This window comes from Desulfovibrio desulfuricans (assembly GCF_024460775.1).
Taxonomy (GTDB): domain Bacteria; phylum Desulfobacterota; class Desulfovibrionia; order Desulfovibrionales; family Desulfovibrionaceae; genus Desulfovibrio; species Desulfovibrio desulfuricans_E.
Genome location: NZ_JANFYZ010000014.1, coordinates 1 through 21899 on the forward strand (window position 1 = coordinate 1; position 21899 = coordinate 21899).

Here is a 21899-nt window from a genome sequence, read left to right on the forward strand (position 1 = left end):
CGCGTCCCAAACTTCGCGGATGGCGGAATACAGTGACCGAAGGGCAGCAAAATCTAAAGGTTCACCTCAACTGAGAGGCGAATCGCACGCCGATGTGGTGAGAGCGCGCTACAGGATCCGGAATCCCGTGCCGAAGGGCAGCAAAAGATAAGCTCCGCGAGGAGACGAGATCGCGCACCACTCAGGCGACCCAAACCTTGTCGTGCGGCGAAATCTTTGACGAATTTGCACATGGACTATATGTTTAAATCAGTAGTGAGGGGTTACTGTGGAATGATCGATCAAATGTCGTCATGCTGAGTATCCCTGTGGATCAGTGAGCATGCCGGAAGCAGGAGAATCCCATGAAGTTTACCTCAGTCAATTTGCTGGATGAACTGGCCAAGCCGGAATTCTCCTCGCTGCTTTCCGCTTTTCATGAGCGCAGTTTCCTCAAAAACAGCATGATTTTTACGCCTAGCTATGATGAAGAGTTGGAAAGTTCCCCAACGCCAGTTTCTTCAGCAGGGGAGCGGCTGACAGCCGGCAATTATGTGTTCATTGTGAGCAAGGGCCTTGTGCGCGTATATCTTGCCTATGGCGAAAAGGAATTTACCCTCGCCTTTCTCAAACCGGGCGATGTGTACGTCAGCCATTCAAGCGCGCAGGTGCAGGCTGTGGAAGATACCACAATCCTGCTGGTGGACACGCCCACGTTTAACCAGCGCATGATGTCCGTGCCGCAGTTTACGGTAACTGTTGTGCGGGTGCTTGGCGGTATTCTCAAAAATACGTTTAGTATTGTGGATGGCCTTGCTCTGCGTGATGTTTCTGCCCGCCTGGCTCGTCATCTTGTTTCTGCCGCGCAAGAAAGCGCCCTCGGCCCTGATGGTCGCCGCCGCGTCCGCCTGCAGCTTTCGGGCGAGATGTTGGCCCAGACCCTCGGGGCGTCCCGCCAGACCATTTCCACCTTGCTGACCGACCTGACCCGCTCGGGCATTCTGCTCAAGGAGCAGCGCGGCGTGTATTGCATTCTTGACGAAGGTCGTCTTCGCGAACTTCTGGACTAACCCGCCAAAATTTCCTTCTGCTCAGCTCTTTCCAGTTATTAATTTCAGACTTTTTTACTATTTTTTTTTACTGTGTTCATGATAAAAATATAATTATTTTATATGATTAACTTGTTATAAAAATCATCACTGCTCCATTGTCGCACATCTGACTGACGCTCTTGCCTGACTGTGATACCAGTATGACAAAGATGGCGGCGCAGACTTGGCGCGCCGTGTAACCTCAAGTTTTGTGGGGCAGCTATGGAAAGCAAGAAGCGCGACATCAACGACATGTCCATATGGGATGATGCCAAAAGTATGCTGGCAAAGGCCAGAGCAGATGGCGTAGAAACAGCCTGGGACAGACTGGATCAGCAAACGCCGCATTGCCGTTTTTGCGAGCTTGGCACCACCTGTCGCAATTGCGTTATGGGGCCGTGCCGCATCAGTGCCAAGGCCGAACCTGGTGGAAAACTTTCTCGTGGCGTGTGTGGCGCAGACGCCGATGTGATTGTGGCCCGCAACTTTGGCCGTTTTATCGCTGGCGGCTCTGCTGGGCACTCCGATCACGGACGTGATGTGATCGAGGCTCTGGAGGCAGTAGTGGAAGGCCGCGCCCCCGGCTACCAGATTCGGGACGAGGCCAAACTGCGGCGTATTGCTGCCGAGCTGGGCGTGGCAACAGAAGGGCGCGATGCCCTTGATGTGGCCGCCGATGTGGTGGATGCCTGCTACAGCGATTTTGGCAGCAGGCGCAAGGCGGTCAATTTCCTCTCTCGTGTTCCGGCCAAGCGCCGCGAGCTGTGGGAAAAGCTCGACATCACTCCGCGCGGCGTTGACCGCGAAATAGCCGAAATGATGCACCGCACCCACATGGGCTGCGATAATGATGCGCCCAATACCATGCTGCATGCGGCGCGTTGCGCCCTGGCCGACGGTTGGGCTGGTTCCATGATCGCCACAGAACTGTGCGACGTGCTTTTCGGTACACCCAAACCCAAAATGTCCACCGCCAACCTTGGCGTAATCAAAAAGGACACAGTCAATATCTTGGTGCACGGCCACAATCCTGTGGTGTCCGAGATGATTCTGGACGCAGCTCGCGACCCTGAAATGATCGAGCTTGCCAAAAAGAACGGAGCAACAGGCATCACTGTTGCCGGGTTGTGCTGTACCGGTAATGAGCTGCTCATGCGGCAGGGCATCCCCATGGCAGGCAACCACCTGATGACGGAGCTGGCAATCGTGACCGGCGCTGTGGAAGTTGTGGTAGTGGACTACCAGTGCATCATGCCGAGCCTTGTGCAGGTGGCTGGCTGCTACCACACCCGTTTTATCGACACAGCAGCCAAGGCCCGCTTTACCGGGGCCATCCATTTTAATTTCCATCCCGAAAATGCACAGGAAGAAGCCCGCAAGATCGTCCGCATGGCAGTGGACGCCTTTGTGGAGCGCGACCCCAAGCGTGTGGAAATCCCCGCCGAACCTGTCAGCATCATGACCGGTTTCTCCAACGAGGCCATCCTTGAGGCTCTGGGCGGTTCGCTTGATCCTTTGTTGGATGCCGTCAAGGCTGGCACGGTGCGCGGTTTTGTGGGCGTGGTTGGCTGCAACAATCCCAAGATCAAGCACGATTCGGCCAACGTGGGCCTCATGAAGGCGCTTATCAAAAAAGATATTATGGTTCTGGCCACAGGCTGCGTCACCACAGCGGCGGGCAAGGCCGGGCTGCTGGTGCCCGAGGGCGCTTCCATGGCGGGGCCGGGGCTGCAAAGCCTGTGCGGGGCGCTGGGCATTCCTCCTGTGCTGCACCTCGGCAGTTGCGTGGATAACGCCCGTATCTTGCAGTTGTGCGCGCTGATCGCCAATGCACTGGGCGTGGATATTTCCGATCTGCCCGTGGGCGCGTCCTCGCCGGAATGGTATTCTGAAAAAGCGGCGGCCATCGGACTGTATGCGGTTGCCAGCGGCATTTACACGCATCTGGGCCTGCCGCCCAACATCCTCGGCTCGGAAAAGGTGACGGATATAGCCCTAAATGGTCTGGAACAGATTGTGGGCGCATCCTTTGTGGTCAATGACGATCCCGAAAAGGCGGCTGATCTGCTGGATGCGCGCATCCGGCAGAAGCGGCAGGGCCTTGGCCTGCAACCCTAGGCCAGTGTGTTTTGCAGAGCGGGTGGGCGGGCCTGTCCGCTCTGCGCAAGGCGAAAGGACACGTACATAAACCACAGGGGGATTGCATGAAGATTGCCGTTTCTGGCAAGGGCGGCGTGGGCAAAACCTCTATCACCGCCTGGCTTGGCGATTATCTGGCGCGGCGCGGAGAAAAAGTCTGGCTTGTGGATGCCGACACGGCGCTTTCGCTCGGGCAGGCCTCTGGTCTGGCGCGGGCTGATCTGCCGGAGGCCCTCACCCAGCGCGCCGCATTGATTGAAGAACGCATTCGTCCCGCTGGCAAGGGCGGCATGATGGATCTTGATCCGCATGTCAGCGATCTGCCCGAGGCTCTGTCGGCCCCTCTGCCTGTTGTGGGGGAAGGGGCGAAAACAGCAGGCGACAAACGCCTGCTGGTCATGGGGCCCTTGACCAGCGCCGGGGGCGGCTGCGCTTGTGAAAGCAACGCCCTGCTCAAGGCCCTGCTGGCGCACCTGGTACTCGACAGACGTGAATGGGTGCTGGTGGACATGGAGGCCGGTGTGGAACACCTGGGCCGGGGAACCGTGGCTCATGTGGATGCCCTGCTGGTGGTATCCGAGCCGAGTATGCGTTCGCTGGAAACAGCGGCGGAGGTTGCCCGTATGGCTGGCGATCTGGGCCTGCACCGCCAGGTGCTGGTGCTGAACAAGGCCACACCTGACCAGGTCGCTGACCTGCCGCCTATTGCCGATCTGCCGCAACAGCGCATCAGCATGCCTGATCTTGAGCCGCTACGGGCGCGCCAGTTGCGGTCCGGTTCTGTTTTGGGGCTGGGCGATGAAACAGAAAAGATGCTGGACAATTTTTGCGCCAGCCTGCTGCAAAAAATCGAAAGCGAATCCGTCCAACGAGGGTAGCGCATGCTTTGCCCGACAAGTGTCATTGGCCCTGTCTGGCTGGGGATAATTGCGGCAGATTTGGAAAGTTCACGCTATAAAGTTTAGGCCCCGGTTATGCCGGGGCCTTTTGCGTGCTTGGGGCAAAGCGCGAAAAAAACGCCAACCTACTGCCTCAGGCTTCCAGATCCGTTTGCCCGTTGTAGCGCAGTACAAAGTCCAGGCAGTCCGCACTGGAAAGCGGGCGGCTGAAATAATAGCCCTGAAACGTATGGTAGCCGATGCCCGTAAAAACGCGCAACTGCTGCTCGTCTTCCACGCCTTCCACCACTGTGGTTATGCGCAGGCTGCGGCTCAAATCCAGAATGCTGCGCACGATCTGTTCCTGCACGTTGCTGTTAAGGCTTTCCGTCAGGGAGCGGTCAACCTTGACCGTGGTCACAGGAAAGGCGCGGATGTAACGCAGAGATGTGTGCCCCATGCCGAAATCATCAATGGCAAGGCGTACTCCAAGCACACGCAGCCGGGTGAGCAGATCAAGAGTGCGGGCGTCTGGCTCCAGAATGGAAGATTCCGTAATTTCCAGTTCAAGCTGGGTGGGTGAAAGGCCCAGACCGTGCAGCGTACCAAGCACCATCTGGGCAAAGTTGGCATTGCGCAGCTGGCTGGGAGTGATATTGACGGCGATTACAAGGTCATGCGGAACAGCGGGATGCCATGCAGCGCGCTGTTTACAGGCCTCAAGCAGTACAAACTTGCCCAGTCGGTCAATGAGGTTTGTGTCTTCGGCAAGCGCAACAATAATGGGCGGGGCCACAGGGCCATATATGGGGTGATCCCACCGCAGCAGGGCTTCCACGCCTGCCACGCGCTTTGCCGTGTGGTCGCACTGCGGCTGAAACACAAGATAGAGCTGACCGTCATTGGCGTTTAGCGACCGCTCAAGGTCTGTGGCAAGCGTGTGGGCAAGGCGGCCCACTTCGCCGGGAATATTCAGGCACTTGCGAGTGTCGGGAGACCCAAAATCACAGCGGCTGGCAATTTGCAGCAGGTTGTGCATAACCTGCTTGCCGTGCTTTTCGCGCACTGCGTCAGAGAGAGCCACAAAGGGCAGATATATGAGGAAGCCAAGCCCAAGGTTAATCATCTGCAAAATGGACCCGTTGATGCTGCCAGTTGCGACATAGCCGCTGAGCAGTGGGGGGGTGGTCCAGGCAACTCCCACCGTGGTATGCGGCACAAAGCCAATAATTGTTGCAAGGTATGCCACTACGGTTTGTACCGCTGGCACCAGAAGAAAAGGAATGGCAAACGCGGGGTTGAGCATCAGGGGAATGCCAAAAATAAGAGGCTCATTGACGTTGCACAGGGCCGGGACCAGCGCCAGCAGGCAGAGTTTTTTCATACCCCAGTCGCGGCAGCGTACCAGAACGGCAAAGCACAGGGCCAGGGTGGAGCCAGAGCCGCCCATGCGCGTAAAAGTATCAAAGAATATTTTTGTAAAAACAAAAGGCGGCTCGTTGCCATACATTATGGCTTTGGCATTAACCAGGCCCGCAGGGCTGAGGATGTTCACATCCACAGAATTGAGCACGTTGGGGCCATGAGCGCCGAAAAACCAGAGCACCTGCGAGGTGAAGCTGTAGAGCAGGCCAAAGCCGAGGCCATTGCCGCTATGCTGAAAGGGCAGGGTAAGCAGCTTGCTTGTTGCTGCATGCAGGTCTGTTGTTCCCCATAGCGTCAGCAGAAAGCGGATAAACCCGAAAAGCAAGATTGTTGCCATGGCCGCAGGCATAACTGTGACCACATCGCGTACAACCGGATCATGCCCCGCCATTTCTTCCGACAGATGAAAAATACGGTACCGCGCAAGGCGCACAAATACGGCGCTGCCCGCCATTGCCACGCACATGGCAAGCAGCAGGCCTCTGTCCATGGAAAAGCTGATGGTCCAGGAACTTGTTTCTTCCGGTGCAACAATGACAAAAAAGCAGGAGAGAACCACCAGCGAACTCAGCATTGGGCTGACGGCTGGGGCAGAGGGATTGGTCAGGTTGGCCCGCATGGCGCTGGCACCGCCCAGTGCGCAGGCCAGGGCCAGGGCGGATATGCCGAATGTGCCTGCCACAAGGGTGTCGCACGCGCGCATTCCCACGGGGCCGAGCAGTGCGTCAACGGCATTTTGCGCGGCTTCAAAGGGCAAATTGCGTAGCAGCAAGGTGAATGAGCCGATCATTATGAGCGGCAAAACAATGAACAGCCCTCGCCGTATGGCAAGAAAAAATGGCCTCCCGCTCAAATTATCAAGCAGGCACAAGAGGGATTGGGCTAGCTGTTTGCTGTTCATATGCAGAGTGTCGCTTGCAAGTCCACCTTCTACGGCTCAGTGTATACAGTCAGGCTGAGCCGTTTGATCGAATTCGTGTCAAAGACCTCGTAAAGGCAACGGCATCAGGGGTTGCCGCGCCAGCCTGCAAGCTGTCTGCAATTGCACCCGGCAGAAATATCTGTTTGAGCGATCCTGCCATGCATGTTGGATGACTTATTATCAATCTGTGTAATATCAGGATAAAAAACAATCAAGCGCTCAGGTATGTTAGCGGCAAAGATCGTACGATTTTCAGAAGAAAGGGGAGAGGACAGATCGACAGGCAGTTCAGGTGGTGATTACATATGTAGGCTTGAGCCCAAGAACGAGTATGACCACATCAAGGGTTCACTATCTTCCACCGCATGCGCAGGAAAAACGGCGGCCTACCCTGAACGGTAAGCCGCCGTTTATGCATTTCAAAAGGCTGAATCCGAGTATGTAAAAAACAGAGGCTACTTGCCCGGATGTATTTCAGTTATTTTGCTGCCCTGAATACCCAAGCCAGCCATTAGCCCCTTCTGGTTGAAGAAAAATGCGTACACCCCAGAGCGAGCCGTGGTAGTGGTAAACGATCTGGCCATCCCCTCATCCACAACAACCACGCTGGGGCCGACACCTATCTCCCATCCGCCGCTGCTTTTCAGATACTTCAGGTCATCATCTGAAAGAAAAAACAGAGCATAGCCAAATTTCTGTATACCGGCCTGCAACCCGTAGGATGCTGCAATGCTACGATAGTAGCCCCTGGTTTTGCCTCCAATCCGCAGGGCGCCTTCGCCGAATTGACCGCCAATGATAAAGCCGCCCTTGACTATATTGGGAAAGACAAGGATTCCCTTGGCTGCGCTTCCCATTTTTTTTGCCGCCGGGCTTGAAGCGTATAACTGGTTTAACGCAGCAGTAACATCATAATTGATGGATGCCGCGCTGTCTGCCATGGAGGGCGCGGGAAGAGCAACGACCATGAGTGCAAGCAGGGATAAGAAGATCATCAAACGCCGAAGAACTTTCCCGTTCATTGACCATTCCCCTCATTAAGATGGCCCTTGAAGACACCAGGCTTATAAAATCAACGCTTGGAGCCCTGCTTGGCGCTCTGCTTGGAGCCCTTCCGTACGGCGATATCAACAACCTCAAGATAGCTTATGCCCAGCGTATCCCCGACCTTAAGCTTTTTGAGGTTCTCTGGATTTTGCACCTTGACCACCACCACAGAACCGTTGGCGAGTTCAAGCTTGGCCAGCTCGTTGACTTTATCCATGGCAAGTATCTTGGCGGTAAAGTTCGATTCCCTTACTCCCATGCCCTGCGGCTGGGATCCGGGTTTGGCCCTGACAACAGCCGTAGCCTGTTCGTCAGCCACAGAACCAGGCTCCGCCAACCACACTGTCAGTTCACGCCCGTAGGAAATATCGACCATATCTCCTTTCTTTACGCGCCGCAGATTAACGGCTTCCTTGCTCACATGAATAATAAACAAATCACCCTGAAGGCTGCTCAAGGTTACCTTGCGCGTTTTCAGATCAACAGCTTCAACCTTTGCCACCGTGCTCTCAATCTCAGAGCTCATCACCAGCGTTTCATTTGGCTGGGCAGAAGGTTGAGGGGCATTTTTGCTGCAACCCACCAAACATATAGCCATAAGTCCTAGCACCAATCCAGAAAATACAATCTTCATGCCTTTCCCTCCCATGGTTGACTTTTTCATTTGATTACAAACATTCTTTGACAAGAATAAAGTACCTCTTGCCTACTAAGGCGTCAATTATATCTGATTTGCGTCAAGGTTAAAATACTGCGCATACCTAAATAAACTGCATATAAAAACTGCATCCTATTGATAACAATGGTGAGCACGCAGTTAATTATGCTTGCACAAAGCGTTTATATCAGACAGTATAATATGATATAATGCAACAATGAAGATAGAAGTGAGTTGTGAAAATTGAATAATGTTCTCGTAAGTACTGTTATTTTTGTCATGATGATTTATTTTCATGATGGTATTCATGAAAAATAAAATCAATACGCATATAACTGTGTTAACTTGTACTTAAATTCAGAATTTTTTTACGAGATTATCAAGAATAGAATAGAAAGATATTTCAAGATAATATCTAACTCTCTTTGTGTTGTGGCGTCTTATCAAGAATAAAGATGATGCTGATCAGAAACGCAGTGCCAAAAATCATGAACTGCGCGCCAAAAATCCAGAAAACCAGCGGCACAGTGAAATAGAAGGCGCGCATTCCCAAATAAAAATGGTTTGCGCCCATATTCAGGTATTTTTCTGCCATGCTGCCAAGCTGGTCGGAATCCTGTTGTCCGGATTCCGCGCCCAGCATGAAGGCCACATGCGTGTACAACCTGAGCGATGAGGTAAAGCAAAAAAAAGCCAGAAAAAAATTCAGCAAAAGGGCAAGAATCTTGAAGGCAAACATGCCCGGCTCCACAGAACCAAAAAAGTTCAGCGAGTGCCATGTGTGCCGGACATTTTCCCCATTGCCAGTAAGGGAGAGCACGCCCACGGCCAGCAAAACGCTTGTGGAGGCCATGAAGGTAGAGGCCATGGTGGCGTTGCGCAGGGTTTGCACGGCAAGAATGCCATTCTTTTTTTCAAGAATGGACGCCACCCACTGAACCCGTGCCGTTCGCGATATGCCGTGGATTGTGTAGCCGGGATTGAATGATTCCCTGAAACGGATAAAGAGATTGTATGCGGCGTACAGAGCCACGGAAATACAGAAACACAGCAGGTCAAAAGTATACATGCAGCCCCCGAGGGAGAAAAAGCCAATACTGCTGCCCCTTCACATTGACGGCAAATCCCTTTGCGCGGATTTTACGCCGTCAGCACCTGTAAGGGGGCCGGGCGAAATACGAAACAAGTTGCCTGGTGAGGCGGCAAAACCCCAGTCTGCACTTGATTTTCGTTCGTGCTGGCGTTGCCGGCACGTTAGGTCTGCGCCCTCAGTGACTGTATACTCCTGCATGTGTATCTGAAGCAACCGGTCAGCCAGCGGTTCCCTCATTGCCGCAAATCTCACACACTCAGGCAATGGGTTGCACCGCGGCACTCAGTATTTCAACGGGTTGCGGATGGGGGCGTCATGCTTTCCTCAAGGCGGCGCACGCATTCAATGATGCCGCTCAGCTTGAAGGGTTTGGCCACAAAATCAAAGGCTCCCTTGCGGAACGATTCCTTCGCGGTTTCCAGCGTTGCAAATCCGGTAATGACCACAATCCGCGCCTGCGGCAAAAGCTCTCTTGCGCGTTCCAGAACCTGAAATCCGTCCGCTCCTTCCATTTTAAGGTCTGTTATAATCACATCAAAACCCGCTTCAGCCATGCGCTGCAATGCTGCTGCGCTGTCTGTGAACGTTTCTACTTCATAGCCAGACTTCTGAAATGCCGGTTTCAGGCGTTTACAGACGATTGGTTCGTCATCAAGCACCAAGATGCGCAGCGCCATTGTGCTTTCCTCCTGTGGGCTCGGCAAGTTCAGCCGGGATTGTGGATTTGATGGCCTCCAGAAAGGCCTGAGCGTGTTTTTCAACCAGTTCATCGCTGTTCAGGCGGGCATCAAGCTGGCGAGCGTAACCCACAAGGCCGCCAAGCATGTGCATGCGAACCAGCATGCGCGTTACGGAGAGTTTTTTTATTCTGCCAACTACCAAGTCTCCGTGCACTTCCACGCGAAAGTCAAACCTGTCAAGAACGTTCGCCACAAACCGGGCCCTGCGGGACCGACGCACAAGTTCCGTTACACCGCCAATAAAGCGAAAGTAGATGTAGTTGTCGTTGATCTGCTCGGAGATATAGGCATCAATGGTATTATAATGATAGCCCAGACGCATGTTGACGTTCATGTAGTCGCGCAGCGCCACGGCAAGGTTGCGCCCCACTGTTTCCGGCCCAGCCATTGAGGCGGTGAACGTGCGGGTAAAGCTGGACATAAAACTGCCCAGATCTACCGGCACGGGGGCAGTGTCCCACATGCCGGAAATGCTCATTCCTTGCAGAAAGGCCAGGAGCGGTACAGAAGTTATTTCTTCCATATTCAGGGTTGGCGCTTCCCGCTGGCAGTTGGTTCCGCCGCCTGCGTCAATGATGGTAAGGCCAAGAGGAGGGCCGTCCATCAGCCGACGGGCCGGAGCGTGGTGCAGGGCGTCGTGCCGCTGGCTTAGCACCACCAGTGCTTCAACGGCTTTCTCATGAATATAACGGGTTATATCGTGGTATGTCTTGCATGCCTGCGGTTTGAAATCGTCCGAATGCGGATCGACAAGATTGAGCGGCGTTATATGCTTGAGCAACCTGCGCAACAGCCTGTATTCATAAGATTCTTCAAACATGTCAGACTCTGAACGCTCAAACCTGTCCAGCTCTGCAACGCGCCCCCGGTAAACAATGTTCTGCGTTGCATCAAGGGTTATTTCATCATCATTGCGCAGCAGACGCGTGGCTTCTTCAGTGTTGACCAGCGCGGGCACGCGCTGCTCCCTGGCAATAGTGGCCATGTGCCCCGTGGGTGAACCAACGTCAGTAATAATACCGCAGGCGCGGCGCATAACACGGGCATAGCGGGGGGAGGTGAACTTGGAAACAAGAATGCCGCCTTCGGGAAACTGGTCGAGATCTGTATTATGGTCAACCAGCACAACCTTGCCTACCGCCACGCCGCGTTGCGCCACCAGGCCCTTGCCAGCAAAAATTATTTCTGCCTTTCTGGTGGCGTCCTGAACTGGAACAGACAAACCCGCGTCGCCGCCTGGGCGCAAGGGGCGCGATTGCAAGATGTGCAGTTCACCCAGGGAATCGAATGTCCACTCCACATCTTGCGGGCGTTTGTAATAGCGCTCAAGCGACATGCCAGCCCGGGCGAGCTGTTCCAACTGCCTGTCGGTAAGGCAGGGAATGTTTTGCAAATTTTCCGGCACATCCTCCCATACAAGGTCCCCTCTTGCCGCAGGCACAAGTCTGCGCATTTTTCGCGCTATTGCCCGTGTGAATGATGGATAGGGCGGCGTGCGGCTCAAATAGATGGTATCAGTGGCAGTTTCTCCTGCAACCACGGCAGCGCCTCCACCCCAGGTGGCGCTCACGATCATGGACTCGCACGCTGCGCTGGAAGTTTGCGTGCAGGTAAAAAGCACACCGCTGATGCGGCTGTCTGCCATGATCTGGCAGCCCACAGCCATGGCCACTTCGTTTTCGTGGTATCCACGATCAAGGCGATAGCGCCATGCTTCAAAGGAATAGGTGCTGGCGATAACGGTTTTGTATGCTTCAACAACGCGGTCAGGTGGCACATTCAGCTCGGTTGCGTATTGTCCGGCAAAGCTGGAATCGCCGTCCTCGCCCCAGGCGCTGCTGCGCAGGGCAAGACGCAAAGGGTGGCCAGGGCATTTGCTCAGCACATCAATCATGGCGTCAATCTGAGCTACAAGTCGCCAGGGAAGGGGGGAGTCCATAATGCGCGACTGCATAAGGTCGGCCAGTTCGTGGAGTTCCTGATCAGTGCCGTCCCATTGCTCAATGCCTTTTTGGGCCAGCTCAAGAAGGCCGCTGTGCGACATAAAGGCAAAAAAGGCCGTGGTGGTGATGGCAAAACCATTGGGTGTTTGCAGGTGCAGGCGGTTGGAGATGTCGCCAAGCTGGGAAATTTTGCCGCCAACCTCGTCTTCTGCTTCAATGCCGATGTCTTGAAACGGCAGCACCATGCGGCCTCCTTCCGGATGGCGCCGACCTGCGATTTCTTCCTGCAGGATATGCTGAATGCGTTCAAAAGCCAGAAACAGGGCTGTGTTTTTATTCTGTGTGAGCACGCTCATATCAGAAATGAGCTTGAAAATCTGGTCGTTCAGTTCGAATGTGGCGTCTTCAATATATTTGCTGTCAAAAATGTATTCGCCGCCAAGCTTGTCCCCCATGCCGGCCATGAGTTCAAGGATGCGGTTATTGCGTTCAAGAATGCTTTTGAATTTCTTGAACAGCAGGGCAAAGGTTACGCTTTGCTCGTTGCGCCAGCCTGTCAACAGGTTGGCTATGCGCGCCATAATTCCCACGATTGCCCTCCGGCGGGGGGCGTTGCCGCTCCCCCGTATCCGTTCGTGCGGCTAGAGCACGTTTGCGTATAAATGCTCTAGTGCGCCCCGCCCCTGCTCTGGAATACGATGCCAATGGCAAGGCCTCCCAAAATTGCTATCAGGGTGGACAATATGCCGTACAGCAGGCTGTTGTCCCTGGCCATGTGGTCTATCCATGCAGGCATGCCCACGAGCCTGACTGTCACTGGGGCCGAAGCGCTACCTGCAATGCTGCCATTGCGCAGGGCAAAAACCTCAAGCGTGTATGCGCCGGGGGACATGCGCGAAGGAATGGGCATATTTGCGGTAAAACTGCCATTGTCTGCTACGGTGATCCCCCGGGTGCTCTCGCGGTACAAGCCGTCCTGTTGTTTCAGTTTTATGAGTTCAGTGGGAATATCAAGGGCATCGCCCTTGTTCTCCTCTGCGGTTATTGCTTTACGCACGGCCTCAAGCCCCAGATCTGCACCGCCCACATCCGCCAGCGGGCGCGATGACGCAACCAGAAAGACTGACGGCACGTTGTGCAGGTGCACGGTGCCGAGGTTCATCCACAGCAAGTCGAAAACCTTGCCCTTTTGCCTCAGGGCAAGATCTGTTTTTTCGCCCGCAAAACGGACGGCAATGGCGCTGTCCTGTGGGGCCAGCCCTTCCACATGCAGCGTTGTCCCTCTGTAAGAGGCAGAAATGTTGATGTCGGATGGTGTTTCCGTGAGAACTACTGTTTCTGCGGCATGTACGGCAAAGCTCGCAAGGCAAAGGGTTATGGTCAGGGCCGCAGCCGGAATAATGCGCAAGAGTATCTGACCACGCATGATTAATGCCCTCCCGCGTATGCCAGCAATACATCTGGCCGGGCCAACAGGTCGTAGAGAATTTTGCCCATAACCACCAGGACAAGTGTTGCCAGCAGAATTTTAAGCTGGTCGGCCTGGAGCTTTTTGCCAATGCGCGTGCCGATCTGTGCGCCAAATGATGAACCTATGAGCAACAGCAGAGCCAGGATGAAATCTACCGTATGGTTTTCAATGGACTGCATGACGGTGACATTGACGCAGGTGAACAGAATCTGGAACAGGCTCGTGCCAACCACAACATGCATGGGCATGCGCAGCAGGTACACCATGACAGGTACCATGATAAAACCGCCTCCAACACCCATGATGGCGGCAAGTATGCCCACCAGGGTTCCAAGGCCCAGAGGCATGAGTACAGAGAGCCGTACGCCGGAACGTGCAAAATCCATTTGCCAGGGCAGGTTGTGCAATCCCCGCTGATATGGTGATTCGGCGCGTTTGGCTGTTTTGGTACGGGTTACAGCATTCGGAGCGCGCATGGATTGCAGGCTTTCATAAAACATGTACCCGCCTACAAGGCCGAGCATGAGCACATACGTGATGTTGATGAGAAAATCTGCATTGCCCATAGCACGCAACAGCTTGATGACGCGCACCCCCACGCAGCCGCCAGCCACACCGCCCGCCAGAAGCAGGAATCCCATTTTGAAATCCACATTGCCCAGGCGAAAATGGGCCAGGGTGCCGGAGGTGGAAGCGCCGATAATCTGGTTGGAGTCAGAAGCCGCGGCAACTGTCGGGGGGATGCCCAGCATGATGAGCAGCGGCGTCATAAAAAAACCTCCGCCAACGCCAAAAATGCCCGAGAGCAGTCCAACGGTTCCGCCCAGGCCCAGTATTGCCGCCATGTTTACGCTGTTTCCGGCAATGGGCAGGTACATATACAGCGGTATGTTCATACGTCAGCCTCGCTGTGTTGCATCAACGTTTTTGAGGAGTTACTGTTTCAACCCTGCAAGAAATCCTGTGACGAACAGACTTTAGTACAGAAAAACTGCGCTCGAATGAATGTAAATCTGTATGTTCAAGTTCGTGTATGAACAGGGTTATTCCATTATTTTGTATAAATGAAATAATTGATTCTTCATATCCTCCTTCTAATATGGTATACTCAACATGTATTCCTTCTGTTCTGGCATATGCCACAAGTAATTCCAGGCGCTGGCGTGCCGGATTTGTGACCACGCACGACTTTTTGTGCACAAAGAGCACATGCAGCCGTGCTTGAATGCGTTTTGCCAGAGAGCACGCGTGAGCTATGGCTTCATGCTGAGGATGTAGCTGATCAACGGCCACTAAAATGTGTTCCATGCGCCACCTCGTGGGTGTGCATAGGCAAATGCGATGCCAAGGTGGAGTTTTAAAGAATCATGTTTAATTTAAATGTGTTGTGAATTTTGCACCAAGAGTTTTAAAATTCGTTGTGTTCATTTTGAAAAGAATATAAAAAATGTTAGTGAAAAATGTTTCAAAATGAATAGGCGTTGGCGTGGAACTTGAACACCATGCACTATTGCCTTGGGAAGAGGCGTGGAGGTTGCCAATGGGCGAGGCGGAGATGGGGAAAATTGCAGCCATGCGGGGCATTCAGCGTCTGGTTGCGTCTTCTGGAGATTTTTTTCACTCCATCAAGGGCAAAATATTTATTCTTTTTGCCGTCACCTTTCTGTCTATCGGCGTTTTGGCGGGCCTGAATTACTGGAGCCTGTCCACAGTGAGCCAGCGGCTGCTGCTTGGTGAAAAATATGACGATTTGTTAAATAATATTCTTGAAGTACGCAGATATGAAAAAAATTATTTTTTCTACAATGACGCCAAGAGCCTGAGTGAAGGCATTGTGTACCTTGAGCGTATAAACGCCCTTGCCGGGGAACTGGCCGAAGATATGACCATGCTCGCCGGGAGCGAGCAGCAAAAAAAATTCATGGATCTGCTTTACCACTATGATCAGGCCATGCGGGTCCTGGCAAAAGGCGGCGAAGCCGGGCAGCAGACTCTGCGCAATCTGGGAAAAGTGCTGACAGAAGCCGCAGATGACATCCGCAGGCAAAAGCGCGAGCGGGCGCACAAGGCTCTTAAGCAGACCCATATTATGCCGGTGGCTTTTTTGTCGATATTTCTGCTGCTTATGGCTCTGGTCATCAAGCTGATTTCGCAAGGGGTTCTGCGCCCGCTGGGCATGGTGGCGGCGGGTACAGCCCGCGTAGGACGCGGCGATTTCAGCCCCATAGCAACAGGGGCCGAGCAACTTAGCGAAATTGCCAGTTTCATTCGCGCCTTCAACAGAATGTCGCACGAACTGGCCGTAAATCAGGAGCACCTGCTGCAAGCCCGCAAAATGGCAGCGCTTGGCACATTCACCGCTGGCATCGCGCATGAGTTGAACAATCCCATCAACAACGTATTGTTGAGCGCCGAAGGTCTGCGCGAAGATTACAAGGAAAACATCGATGCCGATGGGCAGGAGATGATTGATGATATCATGCAGCAGGCGGAGCGTGCCTCTGACATTGTGCGCAATTTGCTGGATTTTTCACGCACCGGGCATCCTGCCTCAGAGGGGCTGTGCCCGGCAAAGGTTGTGGAGTCTATACTGAACCTGCTGAAAAATCAGGTGATACTTTCCGGGGTTGTGCTGCATGCTGATGTGCCTGAAACCCTGCCGGATATATGCGGCGATCTGCGAAGCTTGCAACAGATATTCATGAATCTGCTGCTCAATGCCATTCAGGCCACGCCAAGGGGCGGAACGGTTAGCGTCTGCGCCCATGAGGCAGATGCTAACATGGTGGCATTTGATATCTGCGACACTGGCCCTGGCATACCGGAGTCCATTCAGGAACATATTTTTGAGCCTTTCTTTTCCACCAAGGAGGTTGGCAAGGGCACGGGCCTTGGCCTTGCCGTAACCTATGCACTGGTGCACCGCTACGAAGGACAGATCAGTGTGCGGAGCAGCCTGGGGCAGGGAGCCGTGTTTACAGTTTTGCTGCCCCGCGTGGGTGGCTGTTTGCAGGCTACTGGAAAGGAGTAACAGATGCCCTTGCGTGTCGCCATTGTTGACGATGAGCCTGTTGTCTGCAAACGCCTCAGCCAAGCCCTTGTGAAAGAAGGGTATGCCGTCGAGGCCTTTATGAGCGCCCGTTCTTTTCTGGAGGCGATGATTGAACAGCCTTTTGACGTGGTTTTTTCAGACATGCTGCTGCCGGATATGAACGGCCTTGAACTGTTGCCCAAAATCAAGGGACTGAAGCCGGAAACCGAAGTCATCATTGTAACAGGGCACGGTACTATTTCTACCGCCATAGAGGCCATGCGCGAAGGTGCCTTCCATTATGTAACCAAGCCCGTGAATTTTACGGAGATTCGTACTCTTGCCCGACATGCGCAGGAAAAAATAGCAATGCGCATGGAAAATACCCGTTTGCGGGAGGCCCTTCTGGGGACTACCGGCCTGTCATCCATAGTGGGCAAAAGCCCGGCCATTCAGGAGCTTTTTTCGCTTATCAGGAAGGTTGCGCCAGTTGACTGCAACGTGCTTGTTCAGGGCGACAGCGGAACCGGCAAGGCCCTTGTGGCCCTTGCCCTGCACCATCTGAGCCCGCGCCGCAACCAACCCTTTGTTACTTTCAATTGCGGTGGTTTTACAGAAGAACTCATCAGCAGCGAACTTTTTGGTTATGAAAAAGGGGCCTTTACCGGGGCGGCAACCGGCAAGATCGGCCTGCTTGAGGCAGCATCGGGCGGTACGGTATTTCTGGACGAAGTGGGCGAGATGCCGTTGTCCATGCAGGTGCGGTTGCTGCATGTGCTTCAGGAAAGGCGAATTTTGCGGGTTGGCGGCACACGAACGGTGGATCTGGATATCCGCGTTATTGCCGCCACAAACCGGGACTTGAAGGCCGAGGTGGAAAAGGGGAATTTTCGCGAAGATCTGTTCTTCAGGCTCAATGTGGTCAGCACAACCTTGCCGCGCCTGGCAGACCGGCGTGAAGATATTCCGCTTCTGGTGCAGCATTTTATTGAGAAATACCGATTGGCGTTTCGCAAACAGGTTTATGATCTGGACGATCAGGCTCTTGCGGCCTTGATGGGCTATAGTTTCCCTGGCAATGTGCGCGAACTGGAAAATATCATCGAGCGCGCCGTAGCACTTACCGACAGCGAAACCATCACCCCGGCCGACTTGCCAGAAGATATCCGGCGGCTGGAATTTGATACGCTTGAGGGCGGCGGTCTGCCCACCCTTGCGGAGATGGAACGCCGTTATGTAATTAAAATACTGGAAAAAACTGGATATAACAAAAAACTTGCGGCTGAGGTGCTGGGCATGCCCCGCACTACACTATGGCGCAAGCTTAAGGAATACGGCGTGGAGTAGGGCACCACCCTGCGGCGTCTTCGCCGCCGCGCGCAGTTGGATGATCCATATTTTGTGCACAGGCCCACATGCAACCTCCGTTTTTTAGCGGATTTGCATGTGGGCCTGCGGTGCTTTGGGGGGCTAGAAGCTGAAAGACTGAGGCGGGTTGCCGCTGAAATCAAACATGAAGGCCGTGCCGTGATCAACGCTGAAAACCGTAAAATCAGGGTTTTCTGCCGAGCCATAGATGGAGCGCACAAGGCCGTTGTTTTCAATGATGCGCCGCTTGATTGCCATGTCATCGTCCAGATTGGCCTGACCCTTTACGCGCAGGGTTTCCATCTTGGGCGACATGCAGGCAAACTCCAGCCGGGGGTCGTTCTGCATCTGGGCAAAGGTTTCTTTTGAGCGCGCGGTGCAGAACCACAGGCGGCCATTTTCCGCAAACTGAAACTGGAAGGGCCGCACGCGGGCCGCGCCGGAATCAGAGGTGGCAAGAAAAACCGTGGTGTTGGCTGAAAGAAAGTCGATTACTTTTTGCATGATGAGCTCCTTTTTATTCTATATCGAACTATTATTTCACAAAAAAACATCCAAAGCACAGTGCGTTGGATGCTTTTGCGGGTATCAGAATATGGTTTTCAGGCTGATGTTGCGCAGCACTTTTTCCAGCCCGGCAACAAGGGTTTCCCTGTCGGCTTGGGGCATGTCGCCCCACACGGCATCAAGCAGCGTATGGGAAATGGCGTCGAAATCAGCCTTGGCAGCAAGTGCTTTGCCGGAAAGGGAAACCAGCGTAACCCGCGAATCTTCCTGCGAGGGAGATTTGGTTACGTAGCCCGCCTGCTCCAGTTTGCCGACCAGTGTAGTCACAGTGTTTTTTTGTTTGCCTATTGCCTCGGCAAGCGCGCTCATATGCATGGGGCCGCGCGTAAACAGGGCCTGCAAAATGGCGCCGTGAGAGGGGGCCATGCCGCTGTGCCCGCGCTTTTCAAGCTCGGCGACAATAAGGTTGTTGGCCTGCTCGCGCACCCGGCCTATAAGGGCAACAATGTGATCGGTCTTCATGGGGGCATTTTATTCGATATAGAACTAATGTCAAGCCTGTCATGAGCCGCGCACCGCAGAAGAAGCAAAAATCCCCGGCACTGCCTGATGGCGTTGCCGGGGATGACTGACATGATACGGCGCAATTATCTGCGCTCCGTGCAGCCCGCCTGTGTGGGTTGCTTACTTGGATTGCAGCTTGAGGCCCGCTTCAAAATGGTTCAGCTTCATGGCCCGGCGAACCTTTTCGAGAGTTTTGGCTGCCTTGTCATAGGCCTTTTCCGTGCCTTTCTTGAGCACGTCAATGACGAAAGGAATGTCCTGTTCGTATTGCTGCCTGCGGGTGCGGATGGGGCTGAGGATCTGCTGCATGACCTCGTTGAGGAACTTCTTCACCGCCACGTCGCCAAGGCCGCCGCGCTGGTAGTGGGCCTTCATTTCGTCCAGATTGGGGTAGGGCGAATTGAACTTGGCAAAGTCTTCCGGCACGGCAAAGGCGTCCAGATAGGTGAACACGGTATTGCCCTCAATCTTGCCGGGGTCGGAAGCCTTGAGGTGGCCTGGGTCGGTGAACATGCTGAAAATCTTGTCGTGAACTTCCTTCTCGGAGTCGCTCAGATAGATGCAGTTGCCGATGGACTTGCTCATCTTGGCCTTGCCGTCAATGCCGGGCAGGCGCAGGCAGGCGGCGTTCTGTTCCAGCAGGATCTGCGGTTCCACCAGGGTTTCACCGTAGGTGCTGTTGAACTTGCGCACGATTTCCACGGTCTGTTCCAGCATGGGCTTCTGGTCTTCGCCAACCGGCACGGCGGTGGCTTCAAAAGCCGTGATGTCTGCCGCCTGGCTGATGGGGTAGGTGAAGAATCCCACGGGAATGCTCTGCTCAAAATTTTTCTGGGCAATCTCTGCCTTGACCGTGGGGTTGCGCTGCAGGCGCGACACGGTGACAAGGTTCATATAGTGGAAGCTCAACTCATAAAGCTGCGGCAACTGCGACTGGATGAAGATGGAGGACTTTTCCGGGTCAATGCCGCAGGCAAGGTAGTCCAGCGCCACTTCAAGGATGTTGTTGCGCACTTTTTCAGGATTGTCGGCATTGTCGGTCAGAGCCTGCGCATCGGCCAGCATGATGTAGATTTCATCAAATTTGCCAGAATTTTGCAGCAAAACGCGCTGTTTGAGCGAGCCGGCGAAGTGTCCGATGTGCAGCTTACCCGTGGGGCGATCCCCGGTCAGAATGATATTGCTCATAATGTTCTGCGTATGCCCTCTGGGCAAGGACATCAGGAACGCAGCCTCCATGCGTGAATTTTTTGCAGTACGGAGCGGGCTTGCTCCATAAATATGCAACCGTGCCGCAATGTTCGCACATTCGGCAGGGCGTAGGCGTTTTCGTATACACCAAGCATGCGCAGGCCACAAGGGGCAAGGCCGGTAAGGACGAGACTTCGGCGTTTTGATTGGGAAATTATTCACTTGCGGGCGGCATTGCGCGGGCGTATGGTCTGGGCGTCAGCAGCAGCTTGCCGCCTGCATGCTGATACGTTTTTATTGTTCTGTGATTTCATTGCGTTATGTGAATTTATAGAGTGTGTTCATGCAACGGGAGTGTGATCATGAAAAAGATGCTTTTTGCCGCAGCGCTGTGTTCACTGGTGTTTGCCGGAACGGCTCTTGCGGGCGAACCGCAGCTCTACCCAAAGGATTCCTTGAAAACATGGAACCGCGATAACGTGGCGGGCGGTCAGGGAACCTTGTTTGGTCAGTTCGGCTTTACCCGCAACGATGCCTCCAAGGACATGGTTATCAAGGAAATCGGCTGGATGACCCTGCAACCGGGCGCTTCCATTGGCATGCACAAGCATGAAAACAATGAAGACGCTTACATCATCGTTTCCGGCGAGGGCGTGTTCACCGACAGCGCGGGCAAGGAAACTCCGGTAAAAGGCGGCGACATCACCATCGCCCGTCCTGGCGATACCCACGCGCTCAAATGCAGCGGCAACGTGCCTCTGGTATTTCTGGATGTGATCGGCCAGCGCTAACGCTTCGGATTGTCAGGGCAAGGTCGGCCCGATAAATATACCCCATCAGGCAAACAAGGCACGGCAGTCCGTACGCTGCATCTTTGAAAGTCTGATGGGGTTTGTATTTTGTGGAACGGGTGTTATTCGGGGACACTTTTGGTCTTTAAGGCAATATCATCCAGCTATCAGCACTATTCGCTGGTTTTGTCCGTGGTCAGCAGAAATACCGCACTGAGAACCAGCGCGCCGCCCAGCCAGCCGGACGCGCTGAAACTTTCGTTCCAGAACAGCCAGACCCAAAGAGTGCCGAGAACCGGCTCCAGATGGCAGGTAACGGCGGCCCGCACAAGGCTGATGCGTTTCAGCCCCTGCCCGTAGCAGATGTAGGCCATGTAGCAGGTGAGCAGCCCAAGGGCAAACAGCCAGCCCCATGTGTCGGGGGCGTGATCCACATGCACCGGGCCGCTGAAGCCAAGGGCCACCACACCGCCCAGCAGCATGAAGCCGTAAATGCTGGCTGTGGAATAGCGGCGTTGCCACCAGCGGTAAAAGGGATAGTGGGTGGCGTAGCACAGGCCGGAGAGCAGGCCAAAACCAATGCCCTCAAGGGAAGTTTCCCCCGGCAGGCTGCCGCCGGAAAAGCAGACCAGCGCCGTGCCGGAAAGGGCAATGAGCACGGCCAGCGCCTTGCGCCGTGTTATGTGCTCGTCAAACAGAAAGCGCGAAAAAACAGCCACCCACACCGGGGCCGTATACAGCAGCACCACGGCGGTTGCGCCGCCGCTGAGCTTGATGGCCATTTGCATGGCCCCGAAAAACACCCCGACGCCCCATGCGCCAAAGAGCATAAATGTCAGGGCATGGCGCAAGGGAATGCGCAGGCCCCCGGTCAGAGCGGCATGCGCCAGGAAAAAGGCGCAGCCAATGGCCGCCCGCCAAAAGGCCGTTTCGAGCGGCAATACGCCCGCATGCTGGCAGAATTTGGAAACAACGCCCAACAGCGACCACAGCAGGGCCGCCAGCAAAATCCATACATAGCCGTTAAACATGTTCTGCCGCATGATATTTGTGGAGGTGCA

Annotated in this window: 19 protein-coding genes; 6 read left to right on the forward strand and 13 right to left on the reverse strand. The window is 54.2% G+C overall.

Going from position 1 to position 21899, the window contains the following annotated elements; genetic code table 11:
* The first annotated feature begins 344 nt into the window (after positions 1 to 344).
* The 3 genes from NE637_RS13015 to NE637_RS13025 all read left to right on the forward strand — a co-directional run bounded on the left by NE637_RS13015 (position 345) and on the right by NE637_RS13025 (position 4087).
* Positions 345 to 1049 (forward strand): Crp/Fnr family transcriptional regulator, encoded by a 705-nt coding sequence (locus NE637_RS13015; RefSeq protein WP_227119216.1) that lies wholly within the window; start codon positions 345 to 347, stop codon positions 1047 to 1049.
* A 243-nt stretch (positions 1050 to 1292) separates the two neighbouring features.
* Positions 1293 to 3188, forward strand: coding sequence for an anaerobic carbon-monoxide dehydrogenase catalytic subunit (gene cooS, locus NE637_RS13020; RefSeq protein WP_227119217.1), 1896 nt, complete (start codon positions 1293 to 1295; stop codon positions 3186 to 3188).
* An 86-nt stretch (positions 3189 to 3274) separates the two neighbouring features.
* On the forward strand, positions 3275 to 4087 hold the full coding sequence (locus NE637_RS13025; RefSeq protein WP_227119218.1) for an ATP-binding protein: 813 nt from the start codon (positions 3275 to 3277) through the stop codon (positions 4085 to 4087).
* 154 nt (positions 4088 to 4241) lie between these two features.
* Here NE637_RS13025 and NE637_RS13030 read toward each other — a convergent pair whose 3' ends face one another.
* The 9 genes from NE637_RS13030 to NE637_RS13070 form a co-directional block, all read right to left on the reverse strand.
* Positions 4242 to 6413: an EAL domain-containing protein gene (locus NE637_RS13030; protein ID WP_227119219.1), complete on the reverse strand. Its 2172-nt coding sequence runs from the start codon at positions 6411 to 6413 to the stop codon at positions 4242 to 4244.
* Between the two features lie 476 nt (positions 6414 to 6889).
* A complete protein-coding gene (locus tag NE637_RS13035) occupies positions 6890 to 7456 on the reverse strand; it encodes a lipid-binding SYLF domain-containing protein (RefSeq protein ID WP_227119220.1) in 567 nt (188 codons plus the stop codon).
* 50 nt (positions 7457 to 7506) lie between these two features.
* Complete coding sequence (locus NE637_RS13040; protein ID WP_192113766.1) at positions 7507 to 8007, reverse strand: hypothetical protein; 501 nt, start codon at positions 8005 to 8007, stop codon at positions 7507 to 7509.
* 547 nt (positions 8008 to 8554) lie between these two features.
* Positions 8555 to 9208, reverse strand: coding sequence for a DUF599 domain-containing protein (locus NE637_RS13045; protein WP_215648631.1), 654 nt, complete (start codon positions 9206 to 9208; stop codon positions 8555 to 8557).
* Positions 9209 to 9522: 314 nt separating this feature from the next.
* Complete coding sequence (locus tag NE637_RS13050; RefSeq protein WP_192113768.1) at positions 9523 to 9909, reverse strand: response regulator; 387 nt, start codon at positions 9907 to 9909, stop codon at positions 9523 to 9525.
* Positions 9884 to 12496 carry a PEP/pyruvate-binding domain-containing protein gene (locus tag NE637_RS13055; protein WP_227119239.1) on the reverse strand — a complete coding sequence of 871 codons (2613 nt, stop codon included), beginning with the start codon at positions 12494 to 12496 and terminating at the stop codon, positions 9884 to 9886. Before NE637_RS13055 ends, NE637_RS13050 begins: the two co-directional genes overlap by 26 nt.
* An 86-nt stretch (positions 12497 to 12582) precedes the next feature.
* Entirely contained in the window at positions 12583 to 13341 is a 759-nt protein-coding gene (locus NE637_RS13060) for a TIGR02186 family protein (RefSeq protein WP_215648637.1), read from the reverse strand.
* Between the two features lie 2 nt (positions 13342 to 13343).
* Positions 13344 to 14282 carry a sulfite exporter TauE/SafE family protein gene (locus NE637_RS13065; protein WP_192113771.1) on the reverse strand — a complete coding sequence of 313 codons (939 nt, stop codon included), beginning with the start codon at positions 14280 to 14282 and terminating at the stop codon, positions 13344 to 13346.
* A gap of 22 nt (positions 14283 to 14304) precedes the next feature.
* The gene (locus NE637_RS13070; protein ID WP_192113772.1) at positions 14305 to 14694 is read right to left on the reverse strand and encodes a universal stress protein; all 390 of its coding nucleotides are present in this window, start codon (positions 14692 to 14694) and stop codon (positions 14305 to 14307) included.
* A 232-nt stretch (positions 14695 to 14926) separates the two neighbouring features.
* Between NE637_RS13070 and NE637_RS13075 the strand changes: the two genes are divergently transcribed.
* Positions 14927 to 16417 carry a sensor histidine kinase gene (locus NE637_RS13075; RefSeq protein WP_227119221.1) on the forward strand — a complete coding sequence of 497 codons (1491 nt, stop codon included), beginning with the start codon at positions 14927 to 14929 and terminating at the stop codon, positions 16415 to 16417.
* A gap of 3 nt (positions 16418 to 16420) precedes the next feature.
* Positions 16421 to 17764: a sigma-54-dependent transcriptional regulator gene (locus tag NE637_RS13080; RefSeq protein WP_192113773.1), complete on the forward strand. Its 1344-nt coding sequence runs from the start codon at positions 16421 to 16423 to the stop codon at positions 17762 to 17764.
* Between the two features lie 123 nt (positions 17765 to 17887).
* Here NE637_RS13080 and NE637_RS13085 read toward each other — a convergent pair whose 3' ends face one another.
* From NE637_RS13085 to trpS, 3 genes are all read right to left on the reverse strand, one after another.
* Complete coding sequence (locus NE637_RS13085) at positions 17888 to 18289, reverse strand: pyridoxamine 5'-phosphate oxidase family protein (RefSeq protein WP_192113774.1); 402 nt, start codon at positions 18287 to 18289, stop codon at positions 17888 to 17890.
* Between the two features lie 84 nt (positions 18290 to 18373).
* Positions 18374 to 18814, reverse strand: a complete 441-nt coding sequence (locus NE637_RS13090) for a MarR family winged helix-turn-helix transcriptional regulator (RefSeq protein WP_192113775.1) — start codon at positions 18812 to 18814, stop codon at positions 18374 to 18376.
* A gap of 162 nt (positions 18815 to 18976) precedes the next feature.
* Complete coding sequence (trpS, locus tag NE637_RS13095; protein ID WP_192113776.1) at positions 18977 to 20044, reverse strand: tryptophan--tRNA ligase; 1068 nt, start codon at positions 20042 to 20044, stop codon at positions 18977 to 18979.
* A gap of 365 nt (positions 20045 to 20409) precedes the next feature.
* Between trpS and NE637_RS13100 the strand changes: the two genes are divergently transcribed.
* The gene (locus NE637_RS13100) at positions 20410 to 20838 is read left to right on the forward strand and encodes a cupin domain-containing protein (protein WP_192113777.1); all 429 of its coding nucleotides are present in this window, start codon (positions 20410 to 20412) and stop codon (positions 20836 to 20838) included.
* A gap of 173 nt (positions 20839 to 21011) precedes the next feature.
* On the opposite strand, the gene NE637_RS13105 is transcribed toward NE637_RS13100, so the two are convergent.
* Entirely contained in the window at positions 21012 to 21869 is an 858-nt protein-coding gene (locus NE637_RS13105) for a DMT family transporter (RefSeq protein ID WP_225530089.1), read from the reverse strand.
* Positions 21870 to 21899 lie beyond the last annotated feature (30 nt).